This window comes from Streptomyces sp. YJ-C3 (assembly GCF_053891275.1).
This window is the reverse complement of the sequence record NZ_CM132685.1, coordinates 6,285,729-6,304,248: the sequence shown is the minus strand read 5'-3', so window position 1 is coordinate 6,304,248 and position 18,520 is coordinate 6,285,729. Positions and strand designations below refer to the sequence as shown.

21 protein-coding genes are annotated in these 18,520 nt (G+C 72.4%); 7 read left to right on the top strand and 14 right to left on the bottom strand.

Going from position 1 to position 18,520, the window contains the following annotated elements; genetic code table 11:
- Positions 1-152 precede the first annotated feature (152 nt).
- The 3 genes from ACVHNB_RS28275 to ACVHNB_RS28265 are packed head-to-tail and all read left to right on the top strand — an operon-like array spanning position 153 to position 3,245.
- Entirely contained in the window at positions 153-953 is an 801-nt protein-coding gene (locus ACVHNB_RS28275; RefSeq protein ID WP_428955728.1) for an SDR family oxidoreductase, read from the top strand.
- Positions 950-2,617: a class I adenylate-forming enzyme family protein gene (locus tag ACVHNB_RS28270; RefSeq protein WP_456226185.1), complete on the top strand. Its 1,668-nt coding sequence runs from the start codon at positions 950-952 to the stop codon at positions 2,615-2,617. Before ACVHNB_RS28275 ends, ACVHNB_RS28270 begins: the two co-directional genes overlap by 4 nt.
- Positions 2,618-2,651: 34 nt before the next feature.
- Complete coding sequence (locus ACVHNB_RS28265; RefSeq protein WP_428955730.1) at positions 2,652-3,245, top strand: TetR/AcrR family transcriptional regulator; 594 nt, start codon at positions 2,652-2,654, stop codon at positions 3,243-3,245.
- Here ACVHNB_RS28265 and ACVHNB_RS28260 read toward each other — a convergent pair.
- Positions 3,184-4,104 carry a LysR family transcriptional regulator gene (locus tag ACVHNB_RS28260; protein ID WP_428955731.1) on the bottom strand — a complete coding sequence of 307 codons (921 nt, stop codon included), beginning with the start codon at positions 4,102-4,104 and terminating at the stop codon, positions 3,184-3,186. The two genes, ACVHNB_RS28265 and ACVHNB_RS28260, sit on opposite strands and share 62 nt — an antisense overlap.
- A gap of 76 nt (positions 4,105-4,180) precedes the next feature.
- Here ACVHNB_RS28260 and ACVHNB_RS28255 point away from each other — a divergent pair, with 76 nt between their 5' ends.
- Entirely contained in the window at positions 4,181-4,327 is a 147-nt protein-coding gene (locus tag ACVHNB_RS28255) for a hypothetical protein (protein WP_428955732.1), read from the top strand.
- A gap of 1 nt (position 4,328) precedes the next feature.
- Here ACVHNB_RS28255 and ACVHNB_RS28250 read toward each other — a convergent pair whose 3' ends face one another.
- From ACVHNB_RS28250 to ACVHNB_RS28220, 7 genes are all read right to left on the bottom strand, one after another.
- Positions 4,329-5,543, bottom strand: a complete 1,215-nt coding sequence (locus ACVHNB_RS28250) for an acyl-CoA dehydrogenase family protein (protein ID WP_456226184.1) — start codon at positions 5,541-5,543, stop codon at positions 4,329-4,331.
- Between the two features lie 8 nt (positions 5,544-5,551).
- Positions 5,552-6,580: a phosphotransferase family protein gene (locus ACVHNB_RS28245; RefSeq protein WP_428955734.1), complete on the bottom strand. Its 1,029-nt coding sequence runs from the start codon at positions 6,578-6,580 to the stop codon at positions 5,552-5,554.
- Between the two features lie 183 nt (positions 6,581-6,763).
- The gene (locus tag ACVHNB_RS28240; RefSeq protein WP_428955735.1) at positions 6,764-7,060 is read right to left on the bottom strand and encodes a hypothetical protein; all 297 of its coding nucleotides are present in this window, start codon (positions 7,058-7,060) and stop codon (positions 6,764-6,766) included.
- Between the two features lie 82 nt (positions 7,061-7,142).
- Positions 7,143-7,469: a DUF202 domain-containing protein gene (locus ACVHNB_RS28235; protein WP_428955736.1), complete on the bottom strand. Its 327-nt coding sequence runs from the start codon at positions 7,467-7,469 to the stop codon at positions 7,143-7,145.
- The gene (locus ACVHNB_RS28230; protein WP_428955737.1) at positions 7,466-7,858 is read right to left on the bottom strand and encodes a YidH family protein; all 393 of its coding nucleotides are present in this window, start codon (positions 7,856-7,858) and stop codon (positions 7,466-7,468) included. Before ACVHNB_RS28230 ends, ACVHNB_RS28235 begins: the two co-directional genes overlap by 4 nt.
- 21 nt (positions 7,859-7,879) lie before the next feature.
- A complete protein-coding gene (locus ACVHNB_RS28225) occupies positions 7,880-8,386 on the bottom strand; it encodes an NUDIX hydrolase (RefSeq protein WP_456226183.1) in 507 nt (168 codons plus the stop codon).
- An 82-nt stretch (positions 8,387-8,468) separates the two neighbouring features.
- Positions 8,469-9,359, bottom strand: a complete 891-nt coding sequence (locus ACVHNB_RS28220) for a DMT family transporter (protein ID WP_456226182.1) — start codon at positions 9,357-9,359, stop codon at positions 8,469-8,471.
- A gap of 354 nt (positions 9,360-9,713) precedes the next feature.
- Between ACVHNB_RS28220 and ACVHNB_RS28215 the strand changes: the two genes are divergently transcribed.
- Together ACVHNB_RS28215 and ACVHNB_RS28210 are read left to right on the top strand one after the other, a co-directional pair.
- Positions 9,714-10,682, top strand: a complete 969-nt coding sequence (locus tag ACVHNB_RS28215; RefSeq protein ID WP_428955740.1) for a hypothetical protein — start codon at positions 9,714-9,716, stop codon at positions 10,680-10,682.
- Between the two features lie 49 nt (positions 10,683-10,731).
- A complete protein-coding gene (locus ACVHNB_RS28210) occupies positions 10,732-12,273 on the top strand; it encodes an APC family permease (RefSeq protein WP_428955741.1) in 1,542 nt (513 codons plus the stop codon).
- 60 nt (positions 12,274-12,333) lie between these two features.
- Here the strand turns inward: ACVHNB_RS28210 and ACVHNB_RS28205 are convergent, their stop codons facing one another.
- The 5 genes from ACVHNB_RS28205 to ACVHNB_RS28185 form a co-directional block, all read right to left on the bottom strand.
- Positions 12,334-13,353 carry an aldo/keto reductase gene (locus ACVHNB_RS28205; RefSeq protein ID WP_456226181.1) on the bottom strand — a complete coding sequence of 340 codons (1,020 nt, stop codon included), beginning with the start codon at positions 13,351-13,353 and terminating at the stop codon, positions 12,334-12,336.
- Between the two features lie 73 nt (positions 13,354-13,426).
- A complete protein-coding gene (locus ACVHNB_RS28200) occupies positions 13,427-14,455 on the bottom strand; it encodes an L-idonate 5-dehydrogenase (RefSeq protein ID WP_456226180.1) in 1,029 nt (342 codons plus the stop codon).
- Positions 14,456-14,464: 9 nt separating this feature from the next.
- Positions 14,465-15,223: an SDR family oxidoreductase gene (locus ACVHNB_RS28195; protein WP_428955744.1), complete on the bottom strand. Its 759-nt coding sequence runs from the start codon at positions 15,221-15,223 to the stop codon at positions 14,465-14,467.
- 31 nt (positions 15,224-15,254) lie between these two features.
- On the bottom strand, positions 15,255-16,661 hold the full coding sequence (locus ACVHNB_RS28190; RefSeq protein WP_428955745.1) for a GntT/GntP/DsdX family permease: 1,407 nt from the start codon (positions 16,659-16,661) through the stop codon (positions 15,255-15,257).
- A gap of 78 nt (positions 16,662-16,739) precedes the next feature.
- Positions 16,740-17,252, bottom strand: coding sequence for a gluconokinase (locus ACVHNB_RS28185; protein WP_428955746.1), 513 nt, complete (start codon positions 17,250-17,252; stop codon positions 16,740-16,742).
- Between the two features lie 130 nt (positions 17,253-17,382).
- Between ACVHNB_RS28185 and ACVHNB_RS28180 the strand changes: the two genes are divergently transcribed.
- Positions 17,383-18,084, top strand: coding sequence for a FadR/GntR family transcriptional regulator (locus ACVHNB_RS28180; RefSeq protein WP_428955747.1), 702 nt, complete (start codon positions 17,383-17,385; stop codon positions 18,082-18,084).
- A 21-nt stretch (positions 18,085-18,105) separates the two neighbouring features.
- Here ACVHNB_RS28180 and ACVHNB_RS28175 read toward each other — a convergent pair whose 3' ends face one another.
- Positions 18,106-18,513 (bottom strand): YchJ family protein, encoded by a 408-nt coding sequence (locus ACVHNB_RS28175; protein ID WP_428955748.1) that lies wholly within the window; start codon positions 18,511-18,513, stop codon positions 18,106-18,108.
- Positions 18,514-18,520 lie beyond the last annotated feature (7 nt).

The window sequence follows — 18,520 nt, the reverse complement described above, 5'->3', positions numbered from 1 at the left end:
CTGGCATGGCCATGCACGCTATCGCCCGGACCGGCGGCGGGGAACGAACCTGGCCCGGATCAACCCCGGGAACCCCTTCCGCGGCTCCATACCGACTGGTTAGTCTGCTGAGGCAACCGAGCCGTGTTTCGCGTCGCGTCGAAGGAGACCCGATGGTGGAGAGCCCTCAGGGACCACAAGGGCCACAGGGACAGCCTGACCTGCGGGATCAGGGAGTCGTCGTCACCGGCGCGGGCGGCGGCATCGGCGCCGCCCTCGCCCGCCGGTTCGCGGCCGCCGGAGCCCGTGTCGTCGTCAACGACCTCGACGCCGACAAGGCGAAGGCGGTCGCCGGGGAACTCGGCGCGACGGCCGTCCCCGGCGACGCCTCCGCGATCATCGACGACGCCCGGGACGCCCTCGGCGGCACCGTCGACATCTACTGCGCCAACGCCGGCCTCGCCTCGGGCGGCACCGAGGCCGCCGCCGAGCAGGTGTGGGCGTCGGCCTGGGACGTGAACGTCATGGCGCACGTCCGCGCCGCCCACGCCCTGCTCCCCGGCTGGCTGGAGCGCGGCAGCGGCCGCTTCGTCTCCACGGTCTCGGCCGCGGGCCTGCTCACCATGGTCGGCGCCGCGCCGTACAGCGTCACCAAGCACGGCGCGTACGCCTTCGCCGAGTGGCTCTCCCTCACGTACCGGCACCGCGGTCTCAAGGTCCACGCGATCTGTCCGCAGGGCGTACGCACCGACATGCTCACGGCGGCGGGCTCGGCCGGCGACCTGGTCCTCGCGCCGACCGCCATCGAGCCGGAGGACGTCGCCGACGCGCTCTTCGCGGGGATCGCCGAGGACCGTTTCCTGATCCTGCCGCACCCGGAGGTCGCCGAGTACTACGCGGCCCGCGCCGCCACCCCCGAGCGCTGGCTGACCGGCATGAACCACATCCAGCAGAAGTGGGAGGCCGCACAGTGACGGACTCGATCTACGCGGCCCGGCCCTGGCTCGGCGTCCTCAGCGACGCGCAGAAGGCCCCGGTCACCCCGGTCGCCACCATCGCCCACGTCTTCGCCGACGCCGTGCGCCGCGCCCCCGACCGCGCCGCCCTCGCCTACTTCGACGGCCGCCTCACGTACGCCGATGTGGACGCCCTGTCGGACTCGGTGGCCGGTCATCTCGCCGCCCGCGGCCTGCGCCGCGGCGACCGCGTGGCGATCATGCTGCAGAACACCCCGCACTTCGTGCTCGCGCTGCTCGGCGCGTTCAAGGCGGGCGCGGTCGTGGTCCCCGTGAACCCCATGTACAAGTCGGGCGAGGTCGGGCACGTCCTGCACGACGCCGAGGTGACCGGTCTGGTCTGCACGGACCGCGCCTGGGACTCGTATCTGCGCGAGACGGCGGCCGGCTCTTCCGTCCGCGTCGTGCTCACCGCCTGCGAACTTGACCTGCAGACCCGCAACGACGAGCGGGTGCTGAAGTTCGAGCGCGTGACCCCGCAGCCCGCCGACGCCGACGACCTCGTGGCCGTCGCACGCCAGGGCCTCACGGCCCCCGCGGACCGTGAACTCGCCCCGGACGACATCGCGTTGATCAGCTACACGTCCGGCACGAGCGGCACCCCCAAGGGCGCCACCAACCTGCACCGCAACATCATGTACAACGCCGAACGGCAGCGCACCGGACTCGGCCTGCCCGAGGGCGCCACCTACTTCGCGCTGGCGCCGCTGTTCCACATCACCGGCATGGTCGCGGAACTCGTCGCGAGCTTCGCCAACACCGGCACCCTGGCCCTCGCCTACCGCTTCGAACCCGGGGTCGTCCTCGACGCGTTCGCCGAGCACCGGCCCGCCTACACGGTCGGCCCGTCCACCGCCTTCATGGCGCTCGGCGCCCAGCCGCAGGCCACCCGCGAGCACTTCGCGTCCTTCGTCTCCATCTCCTCGGGCGGCGCCCCGGTGCCGCCCGCGCTGGTCGAGAAGTTCCGCGCCGCCTTCGGCCCCTACATCCACAACGGGTACGGCCTGACCGAGTGCACCGCGCCCTGCGCGTCCGTGCCGCCCGGTGTCGAGGCGCCCGTCGACCCGGTGTCCGGCACCCTCGCGGTCGGCGTGCCCGGGCCCGACTCGGTCGTCCGCATCCTCGACGACCTCGGCAACGAGGTGCCGTTCGGCGAACAGGGCGAGATCGCGGTCCGCGGCCCGCAGGTCGTGCCGGGCTACTGGCGCCGCCCCGACGCCACCGCCGAGGCCTTCCCCGACGGCGAACTGCGCACCGGCGACATCGGCTTCATGGACGCGAACGGCTGGCTCTACGTCGTCGACCGCAAGAAGGACATGATCAACGCGTCCGGCTTCAAGGTCTGGCCCCGCGAGGTCGAGGACGTGCTCTACACCCACCCCGCCGTGCGCGAGGCGGCCGTCGTCGGCATCCCCGACGCGTACCGTGGCGAGAGCGTCAAGGCCTACGTGAGCCTGCGCCCGGGCGCGGACGCCACCCCCGACGAGCTGTCCGCCCACTGCAAGGACCGGCTCGCCGCGTACAAGTACCCGCGCGAGGTGGAGGTCCTGCGCGAGCTGCCGAAGACGGCAAGTGGGAAGATCCTCCGGCGGGAACTGCGTTCCCCGTCGGTACAGAGCTGAGTGACACACCAGGTACGGAAGGCAGGTGGCGGCAGTGCCCAAGGCGACGGACGGCGACGGCACGCCCGTTCCGCAACGACTCCTCGCGGCCGCCACCCGGCTGTTCGCCGAGCGCGGCTACGACCGCACGTCGGTGCAGGAGATCGTGGAGGCGGCGGGCGTCACCAAGGGCGCCCTCTACCACTACTTCGGCTCGAAGGACGACCTGCTGCACGAGGTGTACGCGCGGGTCCTGCGCCTCCAGCAGGAGCGGCTCGACGCCTTCGCCGACCGGGACGAGCCGGTCGAGCAGCGGCTGCGCGAGGCGGCGGCGGACGTCGTCGTCACGACGATCGACAACCTCGACGACGCGGCGATCTTCTTCCGCTCCATGCACCACCTCAGCCCCGAGAAGAACAAGCAGGTACGGGCCGAGCGGCGCCGCTACCACGAGCGGTTCCGGGCGCTGATCGAGGAGGGCCAGAAGAACGGCGTCTTCTCCACCGCCACCCCGGCCGACCTCGTCGTCGACTACCACTTCGGCTCGGTCCACCACCTGTCCACCTGGTACCGGCCGGGCGGCCCGCTCACCCCGCAGCAGCTCGCCGACCAGCTGGCCGACCTGCTGCTGCGGGCGCTGCGCCCGTAAGCCGGTCCAGCAGCGCCTCGGCCGCCGGGTTGCGCGGCCGGGGCGCCCGGCCCGCGAGGACGATCGCGCGCCCCGGCTCGGGCTGCCGGATGGCCACACAGGGCAGCCCGGCCGCCTCGCCGATCCGCCGCGGCACGATCGCCACCCCGATCCCGGCCCGTACGAGCTCCACGAGCAGCCCGATCTGCGTCACGTCACAGGTGATCCGCCGCTCCAGGCCGCAGTGCGCGGCGAGCCGCCGCACCGCCGTCTCCAGGCCCGTGCCGGCCCGGAAGTCGACGAACGGCTCGTCGGCGAGATCCTTGATGAGCGTGCGCCCGGCGCGGGCGAGGGGATGCCCGGGGGCCGTCACGAGGACGAGGTCCTCCTGCCACGTCCCGAACGAGGCCAGCCCGTCGGGGAGCCGACGGGCGTCCGGCGCCAGGAACGCGAGGTCCAGCTCCCCGGCCCGCAGCCCCTCGATGAGCTCCTCCACCGGCGCCTCCCGCACCGACACCTGAATGCCGGGCAACTCCCGGTGGAAAGCGGCGAGTTCGGCCGCCAGGTCCACACAGGTCAGCGTCTGGATGGTGCCGACCGCCACCCGCCCCGCCCCGAGCCCGGCCACCCGGGCCACGGCCTGCTGCGCCGCGGCGGCCCCGGCCAGCAGCTGCCGCGCCTGGGGCAGCAGCGCCCGCCCGGCCTCCGTGAGCACGACGCGGCGGCCCGTCCGGTCGAACAGCTCCGCGCCCAGCTCGCGCTCCAGATTCCGGACCGACGTACTGAGCGCGGACTGCACGATGAGCTCGGCGCGGGCCGCCGCGGTGAAACCGCCCTCGTTCACGACCGCCACGAAGTGGCGCAGCTGACGTATCTCCACCCATCGATTCTATGGATGGCAGCGAGCGAAACGATCTGTTGGACCCGGGGAGGGGGCCGGCGGAAGGCTGGACCCCATGGACCACGTACCGCTTCTCTGGACCGCCGCCCACGCCCCCGGCCGCCCGCCGCTCACCCGGGCCCTGGCCCGCCGACTCCTGCGCGCACGCTGCTTCCTGCGCAGGCTGGCCCTGATGGACCACGTCGGCGGTGGCGGATACTGACCTACAGGTACCGCTTCAACTCGCGCCGCGCCAACGAGCGCTGGTGCACCTCATCGGGCCCGTCGGCCAGGCGCAGCGTCCGCGCCCCGGCCCACAGCTCCGCCAGCGGATAGTCCTGCGACACCCCGCCCGCGCCGTGCAGTTGCACCGCCTTGTCGATGATGTCGACGACCGTCCGCGGCGTCGCGATCTTGATGGACTGGATCTCCGTGTGGGCCCCGCGGTTGCCGACCGTGTCCATCAGCCAGGCCGTCTTCAGGACCAGCAGCCGCACCTGCTCCACGGCCACGCGCGCGTCCGCGATCCACTCCTGCACCACGCCCTGCTGGGCGAGCGGCTTGCCGAACGCGGTGCGGGCCACGGCCCGCCGGCACATCAGCTCGATCGCGCGCTCGGCCATGCCGATCAGCCGCATGCAGTGGTGGATCCGGCCCGGGCCGAGCCGCGCCTGCGCGATGCCGAAGCCGCCGCCCTCCTCGCCGATCAGACTGCTCGCCGGCACGCGCGCGTGGTCGAAGACGACCTCGGCGTGCCCGCCGTGCCAGTGGTCCTCGAAGCCGTACACCTGCATGGCCCGGCGCACCTCGACGCCCGGGGTGTCGCGCGGCACCAGGACCATCGACTGCTGGCGGCGGATGTCCGGCCCGTCCGGGTCCGTCTTGCCCATCACGATGAAGACCTTGCAGTTCGGGTTCATCGCGCCCGAGATGTAGAACTTCCGCCCCGTGATGACGTAGTCGTCGCCGTCGCGTTCGATGTGCGTCGTGATGTTCGTGGCGTCGGAGGAGGCGACCTCCGGCTCGGTCATCGCGAACGCCGAGCGGATCTCCCCGGCGAGCAGCGGCTCCAGCCACTGCTTCTGCTGCGCCTCGGTGCCGAACTGGGCGAGCACCTCCATGTTCCCGGTGTCCGGCGCGGCGCAGTTCAGCGCGGTCGGCGCCAACTGCGGGCTGCGCCCGGTGATCTCGGCGAGCGGCGCGTACTGGAGGTTGGTCAGGCCCGCGCCGTGCTCGGCGTCCGGAAGGAAAAGGTTCCACAGGCCCTGCCTGCGCGCCTCGGCCTTCAGCTCCTCGACCACGGCCGGGGTGTCCCACGGCGAGTCGAGCGCGGCGCGCTGCTCGGCGGCGACGGCCTCGGCCGGGTACACGTACGCGTCCATGAAGGCGAGCAGCTTGTCCCGCAACTCCTGCGTACGGGCGTCGAATGCGAAGTCCATGGGGTGGATCAGCCTTCCTTGAGGGTGGTGAGGCCGTGCTCGATGAAGACCGGGACCAGCTCGCCGATCCGGTCGAAGCCGGCGCCGACCGTCTGGCCGAGCGTGTAGCGGTAGTGGATGCCCTCGAGGATCACGGCGAGCTTGAACCAGGCGAACGCCGTGTACCAGTTGACCGCGGACACGTCGCGCCCCGAGCGCGCGGCGTAGCGCTCGACCAGCTCGGCCGGGGCGGGGTGCCCGGCGGCCGTGGCGGTCGTGGAGATGGGGGAGTCGGGCAGCTCCAGCGGAGCGCTGTACATCACGAGCAGCCCTACGTCCGTCAGCGGATCGCCGAGCGTCGACATCTCCCAGTCGAGGATCGCCTTGATGCGGTCGACGCCGTCCGGGTCCTGGCGTACGAGCACGTTGTCGAGGCGGTAGTCGCCGTGCACGATCGTCGGCGCCGGGGAATCCGGCAGCGAGCGGCCGAGCGCCGCCTGCAGCTCGTCGATCCCGGCGAGGTCCCGGTTGCGGGACGCGTCGAGCTGCTTGCCCCAGCGGCGCAGCTGCCGGTCGAGGAAGCCCTCCGGCCGCCCGAAGTCACCGAGACCCACCTCGGCCGGGTCGACGGCGTGCAGATCGACCAGGGTGTCCACGAGCCCGAGCACCGCCGCGCGCGTCCGCCCGGCCCCGAGCGGGGCCAGCTCCTCGGCGGTCCGGTACGGGGTGCCGTCCACGAACTCCATGACGTAGAAGGGCGCCCCGAGCACGCTGTCGTCCTCGCACAGCAGCAGCGGCTCCGGCACCGGCACGGCCGTCGGGTGCAGCGCGGCGATCACCCGGTGCTCGCGCTTCATGTCGTGCGCGGTGGCCAGCACGTGCCCGAGCGGCGGCCGCCTGACCACCCATTTCGTCGTCCCGTCGCTGACCTCGTACGTGAGATTGGAGCGACCGCCCTCGATGAGCCGCCCGGACAGCGGACCGCCGACCAGGCCGGGCCGCTCACGGTCGAGGTGGGCGCGCAGCTGGTCGAGGTCGAGGCCTGGGGGGTGACTCATCGGGGTCCTCCGGAGGTCCGGGTGGGTCAGGGGACGGAAGCAGTGACGGGCATCATCATGCCGACCAGTCGGTATGTCGTCCAGTCACCCACGGAAACGTGATCGTTCTTACGGTGCCCTGCCGCATCGGCAAGCGAAAGGGCCCGGCACGAGGTGCCGGGCCCTTTCCGTGTCCGTACGGGGTCAGTGGTCGTCCCAGTGCCCGTCGTGCTCGGCGTGCCGGTGGCCGTCGTGCACATAGTCGACATGGTCGCCGTGGGGGACCGCCTCGTGCCCGCAGTCCGCTCCGTGCCGGTGCTCATGCCCCTCGTGCGCGACGTGCCGGCCGGGCTCGCACTCGTCCCAGTGGCCGTCGTGCTCGGCGTGCAGATGCCCGTCGTGCGCGTAGTCGACGTGGTCCCCGTGCGGTACCGCCCGGTGCCCGCAGGACGGGCCGTGCGCGTGCTCGTGGACGGGGTGCTCCTGATGGAGGGTGGTCATCGTGCTCACCTTCGGTGACGTCCGTGGCTGACCCCGCACAGGCTAGACCTGAATGTCCCGATAGTTGCGTTATGCGGTGACTTCACACGACCAGTGCCGCCGCGAACACGGCCAGCGCCACCGTGCACAGCGCCGCCGTCGTCGCACCCCGCCGGGACATCAGCGGCGGCGCCGCCTCGTTCAGCGCGAGCCCGGTGATCCGGCGGTGCGCGACCCCGAGGAACCCCAGCCACACCCCCAGGCACAGCGCCGCGGCCACGATCCCGAGCGGCCCGGTCCCGCCGTGCAGCACGGTCTTCACGGCGAGCACGGCCGCGACCGTGCACGACAGCGTCGTCCGCCGCCACGCCAGCCGGGTCCTGGCCGGCTGCAACCCGGGGTCGCGAGCGCCCCCGTTTGCCCCGCTCATCCTTCCCAGCCGACGATCACCACGACGACCATCGCCACGGCGACCAGCGCGACCACCAGACTCAGCAGCGCCGGGAACCGCGACACCGGCAGGTCCTCACCGCGCCGCATCGCCCGCTCGCAGCGCACCCAGTGGCTCACCGCCCGCAGTGCGCAGAGGACACCGGCGGCGAGCAGCGCGAGCGCGAGTCCGACGCGCCAGGCCCAGCGCAGGTCCGGCAGGAACTGGTCCACGGCGAAACCGCCGCCGATCAGGGCCAGCGCGGTGCGCACCCACGCCAGGAAGGTGCGCTCGTTGGCCAGGGAGAAGCGGTAGTCGGGCGTATCACCCTCGTCCTTGATCCGCTCCGGCGCGAACCAGAGGCGGACGCTGCGCGCGAATTCGATCACCCGCAGGACATTACCCGTGCGTCACCGATGAGCCTTCAGCCGCTCGTACGCCGCGAGCCCGTCCGGCGTCCACGGCCACTCGCCGAGCCGCCGCTCCAGCTCCTCGGGGCTCAAGAACGCGTGCCAGTCGATCTCCTCGGCCTGCGGGTGCACCGGAAGACCGCAGGTCACCTCATGGACGTACGACCACCAGGACCGCCCGGCGCCGTCGTCGTACAGGAACTTGAACAGCGGGGTCGGCGCCGCCAGCCCGCTCACCCCGAGCTCCTCCTCGGCCTCCCGCAGAGCGGCCTCCGCATAGCTCTCCCCGGCGCCGACGACCCCGCCGACGAACATGTCGTACATCCCCGGGAAGGCGAGCTTCGTGGTGGTGCGCCGGTGCACGAACACGTTGCCCTCCGGGTCGCGGGCCAGGATGAACGCGCACCGGTGCCGAAGGTTCTCGGCATAGGCCTGGCCGCGCGGGGCCTGCCCGATGACGTGGTCGTGCTCGTCGACGATGTCCAGGATCTCTTCAGCGGGATTCATGGGAGCGAGGCTAAGCGCCCCTTCAGGGGCGCGGGGAACTGTGCGGGCGACCCACCACGACCCGCACCCGGCCACGAGAGGCTCAGGCCCCGGCCCCGACCTGGTCCCGCTCCCGCGCGACAGCGCCCGGCATGGCGGGATGCAACCCCAGCAGCACCACACCCACCACGATCCCGGCCAGCCCCGCCGCCTCCCACGCCAGCGCCCCGGTGTCCGTCCGCAACCGGTCCCCGAGGAATCCCACCCCGCACACGATCCCCGCCAACGGCTGCGCCGCGGTCAGCGCGGGCAGCGACATCCGCAGCGGCGCCGTCTCGAACGCGCTCTGCACCAGCACCAGCCCCGTCACACCGAGCACCAGCACCGCGTACGGCTGCCACCCGGAGAACAGCGCCGGCCACCCGCCGGCGGCGAGCCGCTGACCGCTCACCCGGGTCAGCGCGTCCTGCACCCCGTACAGCAGCCCCGCCGCGACCGCGAGCAGTGCGGGCCCCGCGCTCAGCCGGGACCGCTTGGCGAGCGCGGCGAGGAACAGGGCGCCGCCGACCATCACCCCGATGATCAGCCAGTGCCGCAGCGGATCGGCGACCGCGCTGCCGCCGCGCGGCTGCCCGGCCACGATGAACGCCGTCACCCCGCCCGCGAGCAGCAGCAGTCCGCCCCAGCCCTGCCGGCCGAGCGGCTGCCGCGTCTGGCGGCGCGAGAGCACCAGGGCGAACAGCAGATTCGTGGCCAGCAGCGGCTCGACGAGGGTCACCTCGCCCTGGCCGAGTGCGACGGCGCCGAGCACCATGCCGCACACCATCAGCCCTATCCCGGCGAGCCAGCGCGGCACCCGGATCAGGTCGAGCAGCAGGCGGGGCGAGAGGAAGTCGCCGAGCGGGGCATGCCGTGCCGCGTTCTGCTGGAGGACGAATCCGATGCCCAGGCAGAACGCCGCGCTCACGGCGAGGACCAGTACGAGAACCGACACGCTGCGCACCTCGGGCGACTGCTGAACGGGCAGGAGTGGGTCTGCGCCGACGATAGCGCCCCGCGGCGCCGTCCGCCCCACGGGTGCCCCGGGCGGGTACCCCGACACCCGACCGCAACGTACTCGTGTCACGTGGTCAACGCCCCAGCTCACGGCGGTGTTTCAAAGATCCGGACAGTGAACTCGACAGATCCTGCGACGAGTTGGTGAAGTCCGTCACCGGACCACCCTTGACGCGGAGGCCCCCCTACCGGTTTGCTGTGCGTGATCATCCTGTCCCGGGCCGCGCAGCGTCGCGTCGGTGCCCGCACGCTCGTCGCTTCGTATCTGAACAGTCGTAGAGGAACCGCCGCGGTGTCCCCACCCCCGCCTCCGCTCGGGCGCCCCCGCAAGAAGCCCGCGCACTCCTTCGACCCCGCACTCGACGACACCGAGCTCGTCACCGCCCGCGCCGCCCTCGCGCAGGGCCGCTGGACCGAGGCCCGGGCGCTGCTCGCCGCCACCGGTGAGGACTGGGACCGCCGCGGACACCGCGTCATGGGCCTCGCCCAGGAACCCACCGCGAACGCCTGGGTCCAGGACTGGCGCCTGGCCGAACCCGAGTCGACGGACGCACCCGTCCTCCTCGCCTGCGCCGCCGTGCACCGCGCCATCGCCGGCAGGACCCGGCCCGACACGGCCCGCGAGTCCTGCATGGAGGCCGCCGCGCTGGTGCCCCTCGACCCCACTCCCTGGCTCGGGCTGCTGCTCCTGGAGCGGGAGTTGGGGCGCGAGGAGGATGTCGTACGGCTCTTCGACGAGGTGCGCCACCGCCACCCGGCCCACCACCACGCGCACCACCTGATGGTGGCGCGGCTCGCCGAGCGGCGCGCCGACGCGGGACAGGACCCGCTGCACGAGGTCTACGACTTCGCCGCCTGGGCCGCCGAACAGGCACCGCCCGCCTCGCCGTTGGCGGTTCTCCCGGTCGTCGCGCACGCCGAGCGGTACCGCGTCCTCGCCAAGGCGGGCGTCGAACCCGGCGACCCGAAGACCTCCGGGCACTGGGCGGGACGGCGGGCCCGCCTCGTCATGAAGGCCGCGTTCGACTGGTGGCTGGAGTGGGGCGACCCGCACGACCGGGCCGGTGTCGCGCACCCGCGCGGCCGCATCGACCTCAACTTCCTCGCCCACGCCAAGTACTGCGAGGGCCGCCCGGCCGAGGCGGCCGCCCTGTTCCACCGCATCGGCCAGCACATCACCCCGGCCCCCTGGTCGTACCCGGACCGGGATCCGTACGAAGCCTTCCGCGCCGCGCGCAGTGCCGCGCTCGGCTCGGCGTAGAGGATCAGCCAGCAATCAGCAAGCACCCATCGGAAGGGACAACCCCGCGATGACGACGGGCAGTTCGAGCACGAGCGACAGAGCCGTGACGGCCGAGCCGGGCATCAGCACGTATCTGGGCGAGGAGAGCGCACTGCGCGCCGGGCGGCTCGGCACCGCCGGGCTGCTGCTGTCCGTGCTCGCCGCGACCGGCCCGCTGATGGTGGTGGCCGGGGTGATGCCGACGACGTTCGCCGTGATGGGCGTGGTCGGGCAGCCGCTGCTCTTCCTCATCCTCGGCGTCGTCCTGACCCTCTTCAGCGTCGGCTACGCGGAGATGAGCCGGCACGTGCACAACGCCGGCGCCTTCTACGCGTACATATCCCGCGGGCTCGGCCCGACCGCCGGCGCCGCCGCGGCCCTCGTCGCGCTCGTCGCCTACAGCGTGCTGCAGGTCGGCATCTTCGGCATCTTCGGCTTCGAGGTCTCCGGCCTCGCCCAGCAGTACCTCGACGTCGAACTCGCCTGGTGGATCCCGGCGCTGGTGGCCGTCGTCGCGGTCGGCGTGCTCGCCCTCCTGAAGATCGACGTGAACGCGAAGGTGCTCGGCGTCCTGCTGCTCCTCGAGATCGCCGTCGTGGTGGTCTTCGACATCGCGGCGATCGGCGACCCGGGCAGCCAGGGCCTGTCCCTGCACGCCTTCAACCCGGAGACCCTGTCCGGGGCCGGGCTCGGCACCGCCCTGTGCTTCTGCATCGCCGCGTTCACCGGCTTCGAGCAGGCGCCCGTGTACGCGGAGGAGACCAGCCGCCCGCACATCCTCGTCCCCCGCGTCATGTTCCTGGCCGTCGGCGGCGTGGCCGTCTTCTTCGCGATCAGCTCGTGGGCGCTGACCGTGGCCACCGGCCCGTCGGGCATCGTCGGCGCGGCCCAGAAGCAGTCGGCCGGACTCCTCTTCGGCCTCACCGAGGACCGTCTCGGCGGTACCTTCACCGACATCGTCCATGTCCTGTTCGTCACCGGCATGTTCGCGGCGCTGCTCAGCTTCCACAACGTCGTGGCCCGGTACGCCTTCGCGATGGGCCGCGAGGGGCTGCTCCCGGCCGCGTTCGGCCGCACCAACAGCGGCAGCGGCGCGCCCGGCACCGGCTCGGTCCTGCAGTCGGTGATCTCCCTGATCGTGGTCGTCTGCTTCGCGATCGCCGACGACGGTCCGGTCGGCGACCCGACGGCGCCGGTTCTGCACCTGTTCACGTGGGGCGGCAACGTCGGCGCGCTCGGCGTCATCCTGCTGATGGCCACCGCGTCCCTCGCGGTCATCGCCTTCTTCGCCAAGCGCGGCGCGGCGGGCGCGCAGGCCTGGCGCCTGGTCGCCTCCGGCATCGCGGGGCTCTCCCTGCTGGTCATCGCCGGCTACACCATCAAGGACTTCGACGTGCTGGTCGGCTCGGGCCCCGACTCCGCCCTGAACTGGCTGCTGCCCGGCATCATCGCCCTGGCCGCGATCGTCGGCGTCGCCTACAGCCTCGTCCTGCGCTCCCGCAACCCCGAGGCGCACGCCCGGATCGGACTCGGCAACGAGGCGTTCCAGCTGGAGAAGAAGGCGGGCTGACCGCCGCGCCCCGGTGCTCGCCGGACCCGTCGCGACGACGGTCGGCGAGCACGTCGGGCGTCACCAGGCGAAGGCCTCAGGCGCCGGGCCGGGACCCGGGAAGATCGCGTCGAGCGAGGCCGACAGGGACGCGGGCAGGTCGAGTTCGACCGCCCGCAGCGCCGACTCCAGCTGCTCCGCGGTGCGCGGACCCACGATCGGCCCGGTCACCCCGGGCCGGCCGAGCAGCCACGCCAGGGCCACCTCGCCGGGCTCCATGCCGTGCTCGGCGACGACCTCCTCGTACGCCTCCACCTGCGCCCGCACCGCCGGGTCCGCGAGGCCCGTCGCGGAGCGGCCGACGTGGGTGCGCGAACCGGTGCCCTCGCGCTCCTTGCGCAGCGCCCCGCCGAGCAGGCCCTGGTGCAGCGGCGACCAGGGGATGACCCCGAGGCCGTACTCCTGGGCGGCCGGGATCACGTCCATCTCGGCGCGCCGCTCGAAGAGGTTGTAGAGGCACTGCTCGCTGACCAGCCCGGCCAGACCGCGGGCCGTCGCCGTCTCGTTGGCCTGGGCGATCTTGTAGCCGGGGAAGTTCGACGAGGCCGCGTAGAGGATCTTGCCCTGCCGGATCAGCACGTCGATCGCCTGCCAGATCTCCTCGAACGGAGTGGCCCGGTCGATGTGGTGGAACTGGTAGACGTCGATGTGGTCCGTGCGCAGACGCGTCAGCGAGGCGTCCACGGCGCGGCGGATGTTGAGCGCGCTGAGCCGGTCGTGGTTCGGCCACGACTGCTGGTGCCACGGAGTGCCGTCGTTGGTCATGTTGCCGTACAGCTTGGTCGCCAGGACGACCTTGTCGCGCCGGCCGCCGCCCTGCGCGAACCAGGAGCCGATGATGCGCTCCGTGGCGCCCTTCTCCTCGTCGGTGCCGTAGATGTTCGCCGTGTCGAAGAAGTTGATCCCCGCGTCGAGGGCGGCGTCCATCAGCGCATGGCTGCTCTGTTCGTCGGTGGCGTCGGCCTCGCCGGTGAAGTTCATCGTGCCGAGCACGAGTCGGCTGACCTTGAGTCCGGTGCGTCCGAGCTGGGTGTACTTCATGGCGGGTCAGTAAACGTGCTGGAGCGCGCTCGAAGTCAAGGATTCGTGCCGGGGCCACCCAACTCCCGTGAGCTCAGGGGCTGTCGAAGTCCAGCAGCACCTTGCAGGCGGCGGACCGGTCCGCCGCCAGCGCGAAGGCCCGGCCCGCGTCGGCCACCGGGACCACGGCGCTGACGAGCCCGGCGAGCGAGGGGGTGCGCGCGAGCAGGGCGAGCGCGTCGTCGAACTCGGCGTCGAAGCGGAACGCGCCGCGCAGCTCGATCTCCCGGCTCACCACCAGGTTCCCGGCGAACGGGCTGTCCCCCGGCGGCAGCATCCCCAGCTGCACCACCACACCGCCCCGCCGCACCCGGCGCAGACAGGCGTCGAGCCCGTCGGCCACCCCGGACGCCTCGACGGCCGTGTCGACCTCGTCCGGCCACCCGGGATCGTCCGGATCGTCGGCCCGTACGAGGACGTCGGCGCCCGCGACGGAGGCGTACTCCAGTGCCTTCGGCAGCAGGTCCGTCACCGTCACCCGGGCCGCGCCCGCCGCCTTCGCCGCCGCGACGACGAGGCAGCCGATCGGGCCCGCGCCGGTCACCAGGACGTGCCGCCCGGCGACGTCCCCGGCCCGCCGCACCGCGTGCAGCGCCACCGAGAGGGGTTCGGCGAGCGCGGCCCGCTCCAGGGGCAGGCCCGGCGGGAGCGGCCTCACCTGCTCGGCCGGGACCGCCAGGCGTGCGGCGAAACCGCCCTGGACGTGCGGGGTGCGGGCGGCACTGCCCAGATAGCGGGTGTCACGGCACACGTTGCGCCGCCCGTCCCGGCACTCGGGGCACCCGCCGCACGGGGTCGCGGGGTGCACGGCGACCGCGGTGCCGGGCGCGGGCCCCGCAGCGCCGGGACCGTGTCCGACGACGGTGCCGACGACCTCGTGCCCGAGCACCATCGGCTCCGTCAGACGGAAGTCGCCGACGCCGCCGTGCCGCCAGTAGTGCAGATCCGATCCGCACACCCCGCCGTAGCGGACCGCGATCAGCGCCTGACCCGGCCCCGGCTCGGGGGCGGGCAGTTCGTCGACGCGCAGATCACCGGCGCCGTGGATCACACAGCCGAGCATCGGGCCTCCTCAGAGAACGCTGGTCATGCCGCCGTCGACGTACAGGATCTGGCCGCTGACGAAGTCCGCCGCGGGGGAGGCGAGGAACAGGACGCCGCCCACCAGGTCCTCGGTGCGCCCCCAGCGGCCGGCCGGCGTCCTGCGGCGCACCCAGGCGCTGAACTCCTCGTCCTCGACGAGCGGCCGGGTCAGCTCGGTCTCGATGTAGCCCGGGCCCAGCCCGTTGACCTGGACGCCCGCGGGCCCCCAGTCGGCGCACATGCCCTTGGTGAGCATCTTCAGGGCGCCCTTCGTGGCCGCGTACGGGGCGATGCCCGGGCGGACCACCTCGCTCTGCAGCGAGCAGATGTTGACGATCTTGCCGTGACCGCGCGCGACCATGCCGCGCGCGGCCTCCCGGGCCACCAGGAACGCGCTCGTCAGATTGGTGTCCAGGATCCGGTGCCAGTCGGCGTCGGTGAACTCCAGGAGCGGGGCGCGCAGCTGCATGCCCGCGTTGTTGACGAGGATGTCGAGCGGGCCGACCCGCCGTTCGACATCCGCGATCCCGGCGGCCACGGCGGCGCCGTCGGTGACGTCGAACGCCGCCGTGTGGACCGTGCCGCCGAGCTCCTGGGCCGCCTCGTCGAGACGGCCGGGGTCGCGGCCGTGCAGGACGACCGTGCAGCCGGCCTCCAGGAGGCCGCGGGCCAGGGCGAACCCGATCCCGCGGCTCGACCCGGTGACGAGGACGGTGCGGCCGCTGATGTCGAACAGGGGGTGGCTCATCGACGTACTCCTCCGCGCGGGGACCGTGGCCCTAGATGATCACGGACAGCAGCAGGACCAGGGCTCCCGCGACCACGGAGATGATCGTCTCCATGACCGACCAGGTCTTCACGGTCTGCCCGACCGTGAGCCCGAAGTACTCCTTGACCAGCCAGAAGCCCGCGTCGTTCACATGGCTGAAGAACAGCGAGCCCGCGCCGATCGCGAGGACGAGGAGCGCCGTGTGCGTGTCGGTCATCCCGGCCGCGAGCGGCGCGACCAGACCGGCGGCCGAGACCGTCGCGACGGTCGCCGAACCGGTGGCCAGGCGGATCACCACGGCGATCAGCCAGGCGAGCAGCAGCGTCGGGATCGACCAGTCCTTGGAGATGTCCAGGACCATCTGGCCGACGCCGGAGTCGATCAGGGTCTGCTTGAAGCCGCCGCCCGCGCCGACGATGAGGAGCACGCCCGCGATCGGGGCGAGCGACTTCTCGGTGGTGGACTGCAGCTTGCCCTTGGTGAAGCCGGCCGGACGGCCGAGGGTGAACATGCCCACGATGACGGCGGCGAGCAGCGCGATCAGCGGCGAGCCGATCACGTCGAAGACCCGCTGGACGGTGTGCTCGGGGTCGTCGACGATGATGTCGACGAGAGCCTTGGACAGCATCATCACGACGGGCAGCAGGATCGTCGCGACGGAGGCGCCGAAGCCGGGACGGTTCTCCAGCTCGTCCGAGGCGCGCGCCGGGATCATCTTCTCGGGCGCGGGGACGTCCACCCACTTGGCGGCGAACTTCGAGAACACCGGACCGGCGACGATCACCGTCGGGATGGCGACGAGGACGCCGAGCGCGAGCGTGATGCCCAGGTTGGCCTTGACCGCGTCGATCGCGACGAGCGGGCCGGGGTGCGGCGGGATCAGACCGTGCATGACCGACAGGCCGGCGAGGGCCGGGATGCCGATGCGCATCAGCGAGTAGTTGCCGCGCTTGGCGACCATCAGGACGACGGGGATCAGCAGCACGATGCCGACCTCGAAGAACAGCGGCAGGCCGATCACGGAGGCGATCAGGACCATCGCCCAGGGCATGGCCTTGCCGCCGGACTTCCCCGCCTTGGCGAGGATCGTGTCGACGATCTGGTCGGCGCCGCCGGAGTCGGCGAGCAGCTTGCCGAGGATCGCGCCGAGCGCGATCAGCACACCCACACCGGCCACCGTGGAGCCGAGCCCCGCGGTGAAGCTGGTGATCACCTTGTCCAGCGGTGCCCCGGCGAACGCGCCGAGCGCGAGCGAGCCGACGGTCAGGGCCAGGAAGGCGTGGAGCTTGAACTTCGTGATGAGCAGGACGATGACGGCGATGCCCGCGAGGACGGCGATCCCGAGCTGGGCGTGGCCCGCGGAGGTGATCGGCTCGACGGCGTCCGCTGCCAGCATCTCGACGCTGAGTCTGGTCACGGTCTTATCCCTTGAACGTGGAGGGGGACTGAGAAGGGGAAGAAAGGGAGGGAAGGGGGGAAAGGGGAGTGCCGCGGGCTACTCGGAGTCGAGCGCGGCGAGGGCCCGTACGGCCCGGTCCGCGATCTCGTCCGGGGAACCCGACACGTCGACGTCGACGCCCGCCTCGTCCGCCGCGAGCGGCTGGAGCGTGGCGAACTGCGAGTCGAGCAGCGCGGTCGGCATGAAGTGGCCCTGCCGGTGGGACATCCGGTCCTCGATGAGCGCCCGGTCACCGGTGAGGTGGACGAAGACGAGGCCGGGTGCGGCGGCCCGGAGCCGGTCGCGGTAACTGCGCTTCAGCGCGGAGCTGCTGGCCACCCCGCCGAGCCCGGCGCGGCCGTGGGCCCACTCGCCGATGGCGTCCAGCCACGGCCAGCGGTCCTCGTCCGTGAGGGGCGTGCCGGCCGTCATCTTGGCGATGTTGGCCGGGGGGTGGAAGTCGTCGCCCTCGGCGTAGGGAACGCCGAGCCGCTCGGCGAGCAGGGGACCGATCGTTGTCTTGCCGGTGCCTGCCACGCCCATGACCACGACGACGTGGGGGGTACTCATCGCTGCCTCGCTGTCTTCATCGACATCGCTGTGTCACGTCACTGAAACCCAATAGGTCTGACTAATTCAAGAGCCTGTGACATAAAAGTCAGACTTTTTGTTGTCTGCGCCCGAACCGTACGCTGGCCCCATGACCACGAAGGACCGGGGGCTGCACGCCCGCGTACTGGACAGCCTCGGTCCCGCGATCACCGCGGGGGAGTACCCCGCGGGAAGCGTGTTGCGCACCGACGAACTCGCGCAGCGCTACGAGGTCTCGCGCTCGGTGATGCGCGAGGCGGTGCGGGTCCTGGAGTCCATGCACCTGGTCGCCTCCCGGCGCCGCGTCGGGGTGACCGTGCGGCCCGCCGGGGAGTGGAACGTCTACGACCCGCAGGTCATCCGCTGGCGGCTGGCCGGGGCCGACCGGCCCCGCCAGCTGCGCTCGCTCACGGTGCTGCGCTCGGCGGTCGAGCCGGTCGCCGCGGGGCTCGCCGCGCGGCACGCGTCTGCGGAGCAGTGCGCCGCGCTCACCGAGTGCGCGCTCGGCATGGTCGCCACGTCACGCGGCCAGCAGCTGGAGGCGTACCTCGTCCACGACATCGAGTTCCACCGGATCGTCCTCAACGCGTCGGGCAACGAGATGTTCGCCCATCTCGGCGACCTCGTCGCGGAGGTGCTCGCGGGCCGCACCCACCACCAGGTCATGTTCGAGGACCCGGACCCGGCGGCGGTCACCCTGCACGTGCAGGTCGCGGAGGCGGTGCGGGAGGGGAACGCGGAGCGCGCGGAGGCGCTCACACGGGAGATCGCGGCCGGGGCGCTGCAGGAGCTGGACATCCTGGCGCCCTGAGCCGCCGTGCGCGACGGGGTACTACTCGATGAAGTCCCCGTCGACGTACACCCACGCGCCGTCGACCCGCACGAACCGGCTGCGCTCGTGCAGCGACCCCGCACGGCCGCTGTCCTTGTAGCGGGCGCGGAAGGTGACGGTGCCCTTCTGGTGGAACGCGGAGCCCTCGGTGGTCTCCAGGATCTCCAGACCGGCCCAGGTGAGAGCGGGGTCGAAGTCGACGCCCGGCGGCCGGGTGTCCGGATGCCAGGTGCGCAGCAGGTACGCGGCGTCCCTGCGGGTGAAGGCGGCGTACCGGGAGCGCATCAGGGCCTCGGCACTGGGTGCGGCCGCCTGGCCGGAGTGGAAACGGCCGCAGCAGTCGGCGTAGGGGCGGGGGAGCCCGCAAGGGCAGGTGGGAGGAACGGTGGATCGAGCCATGCGCCCCATTGTTCCC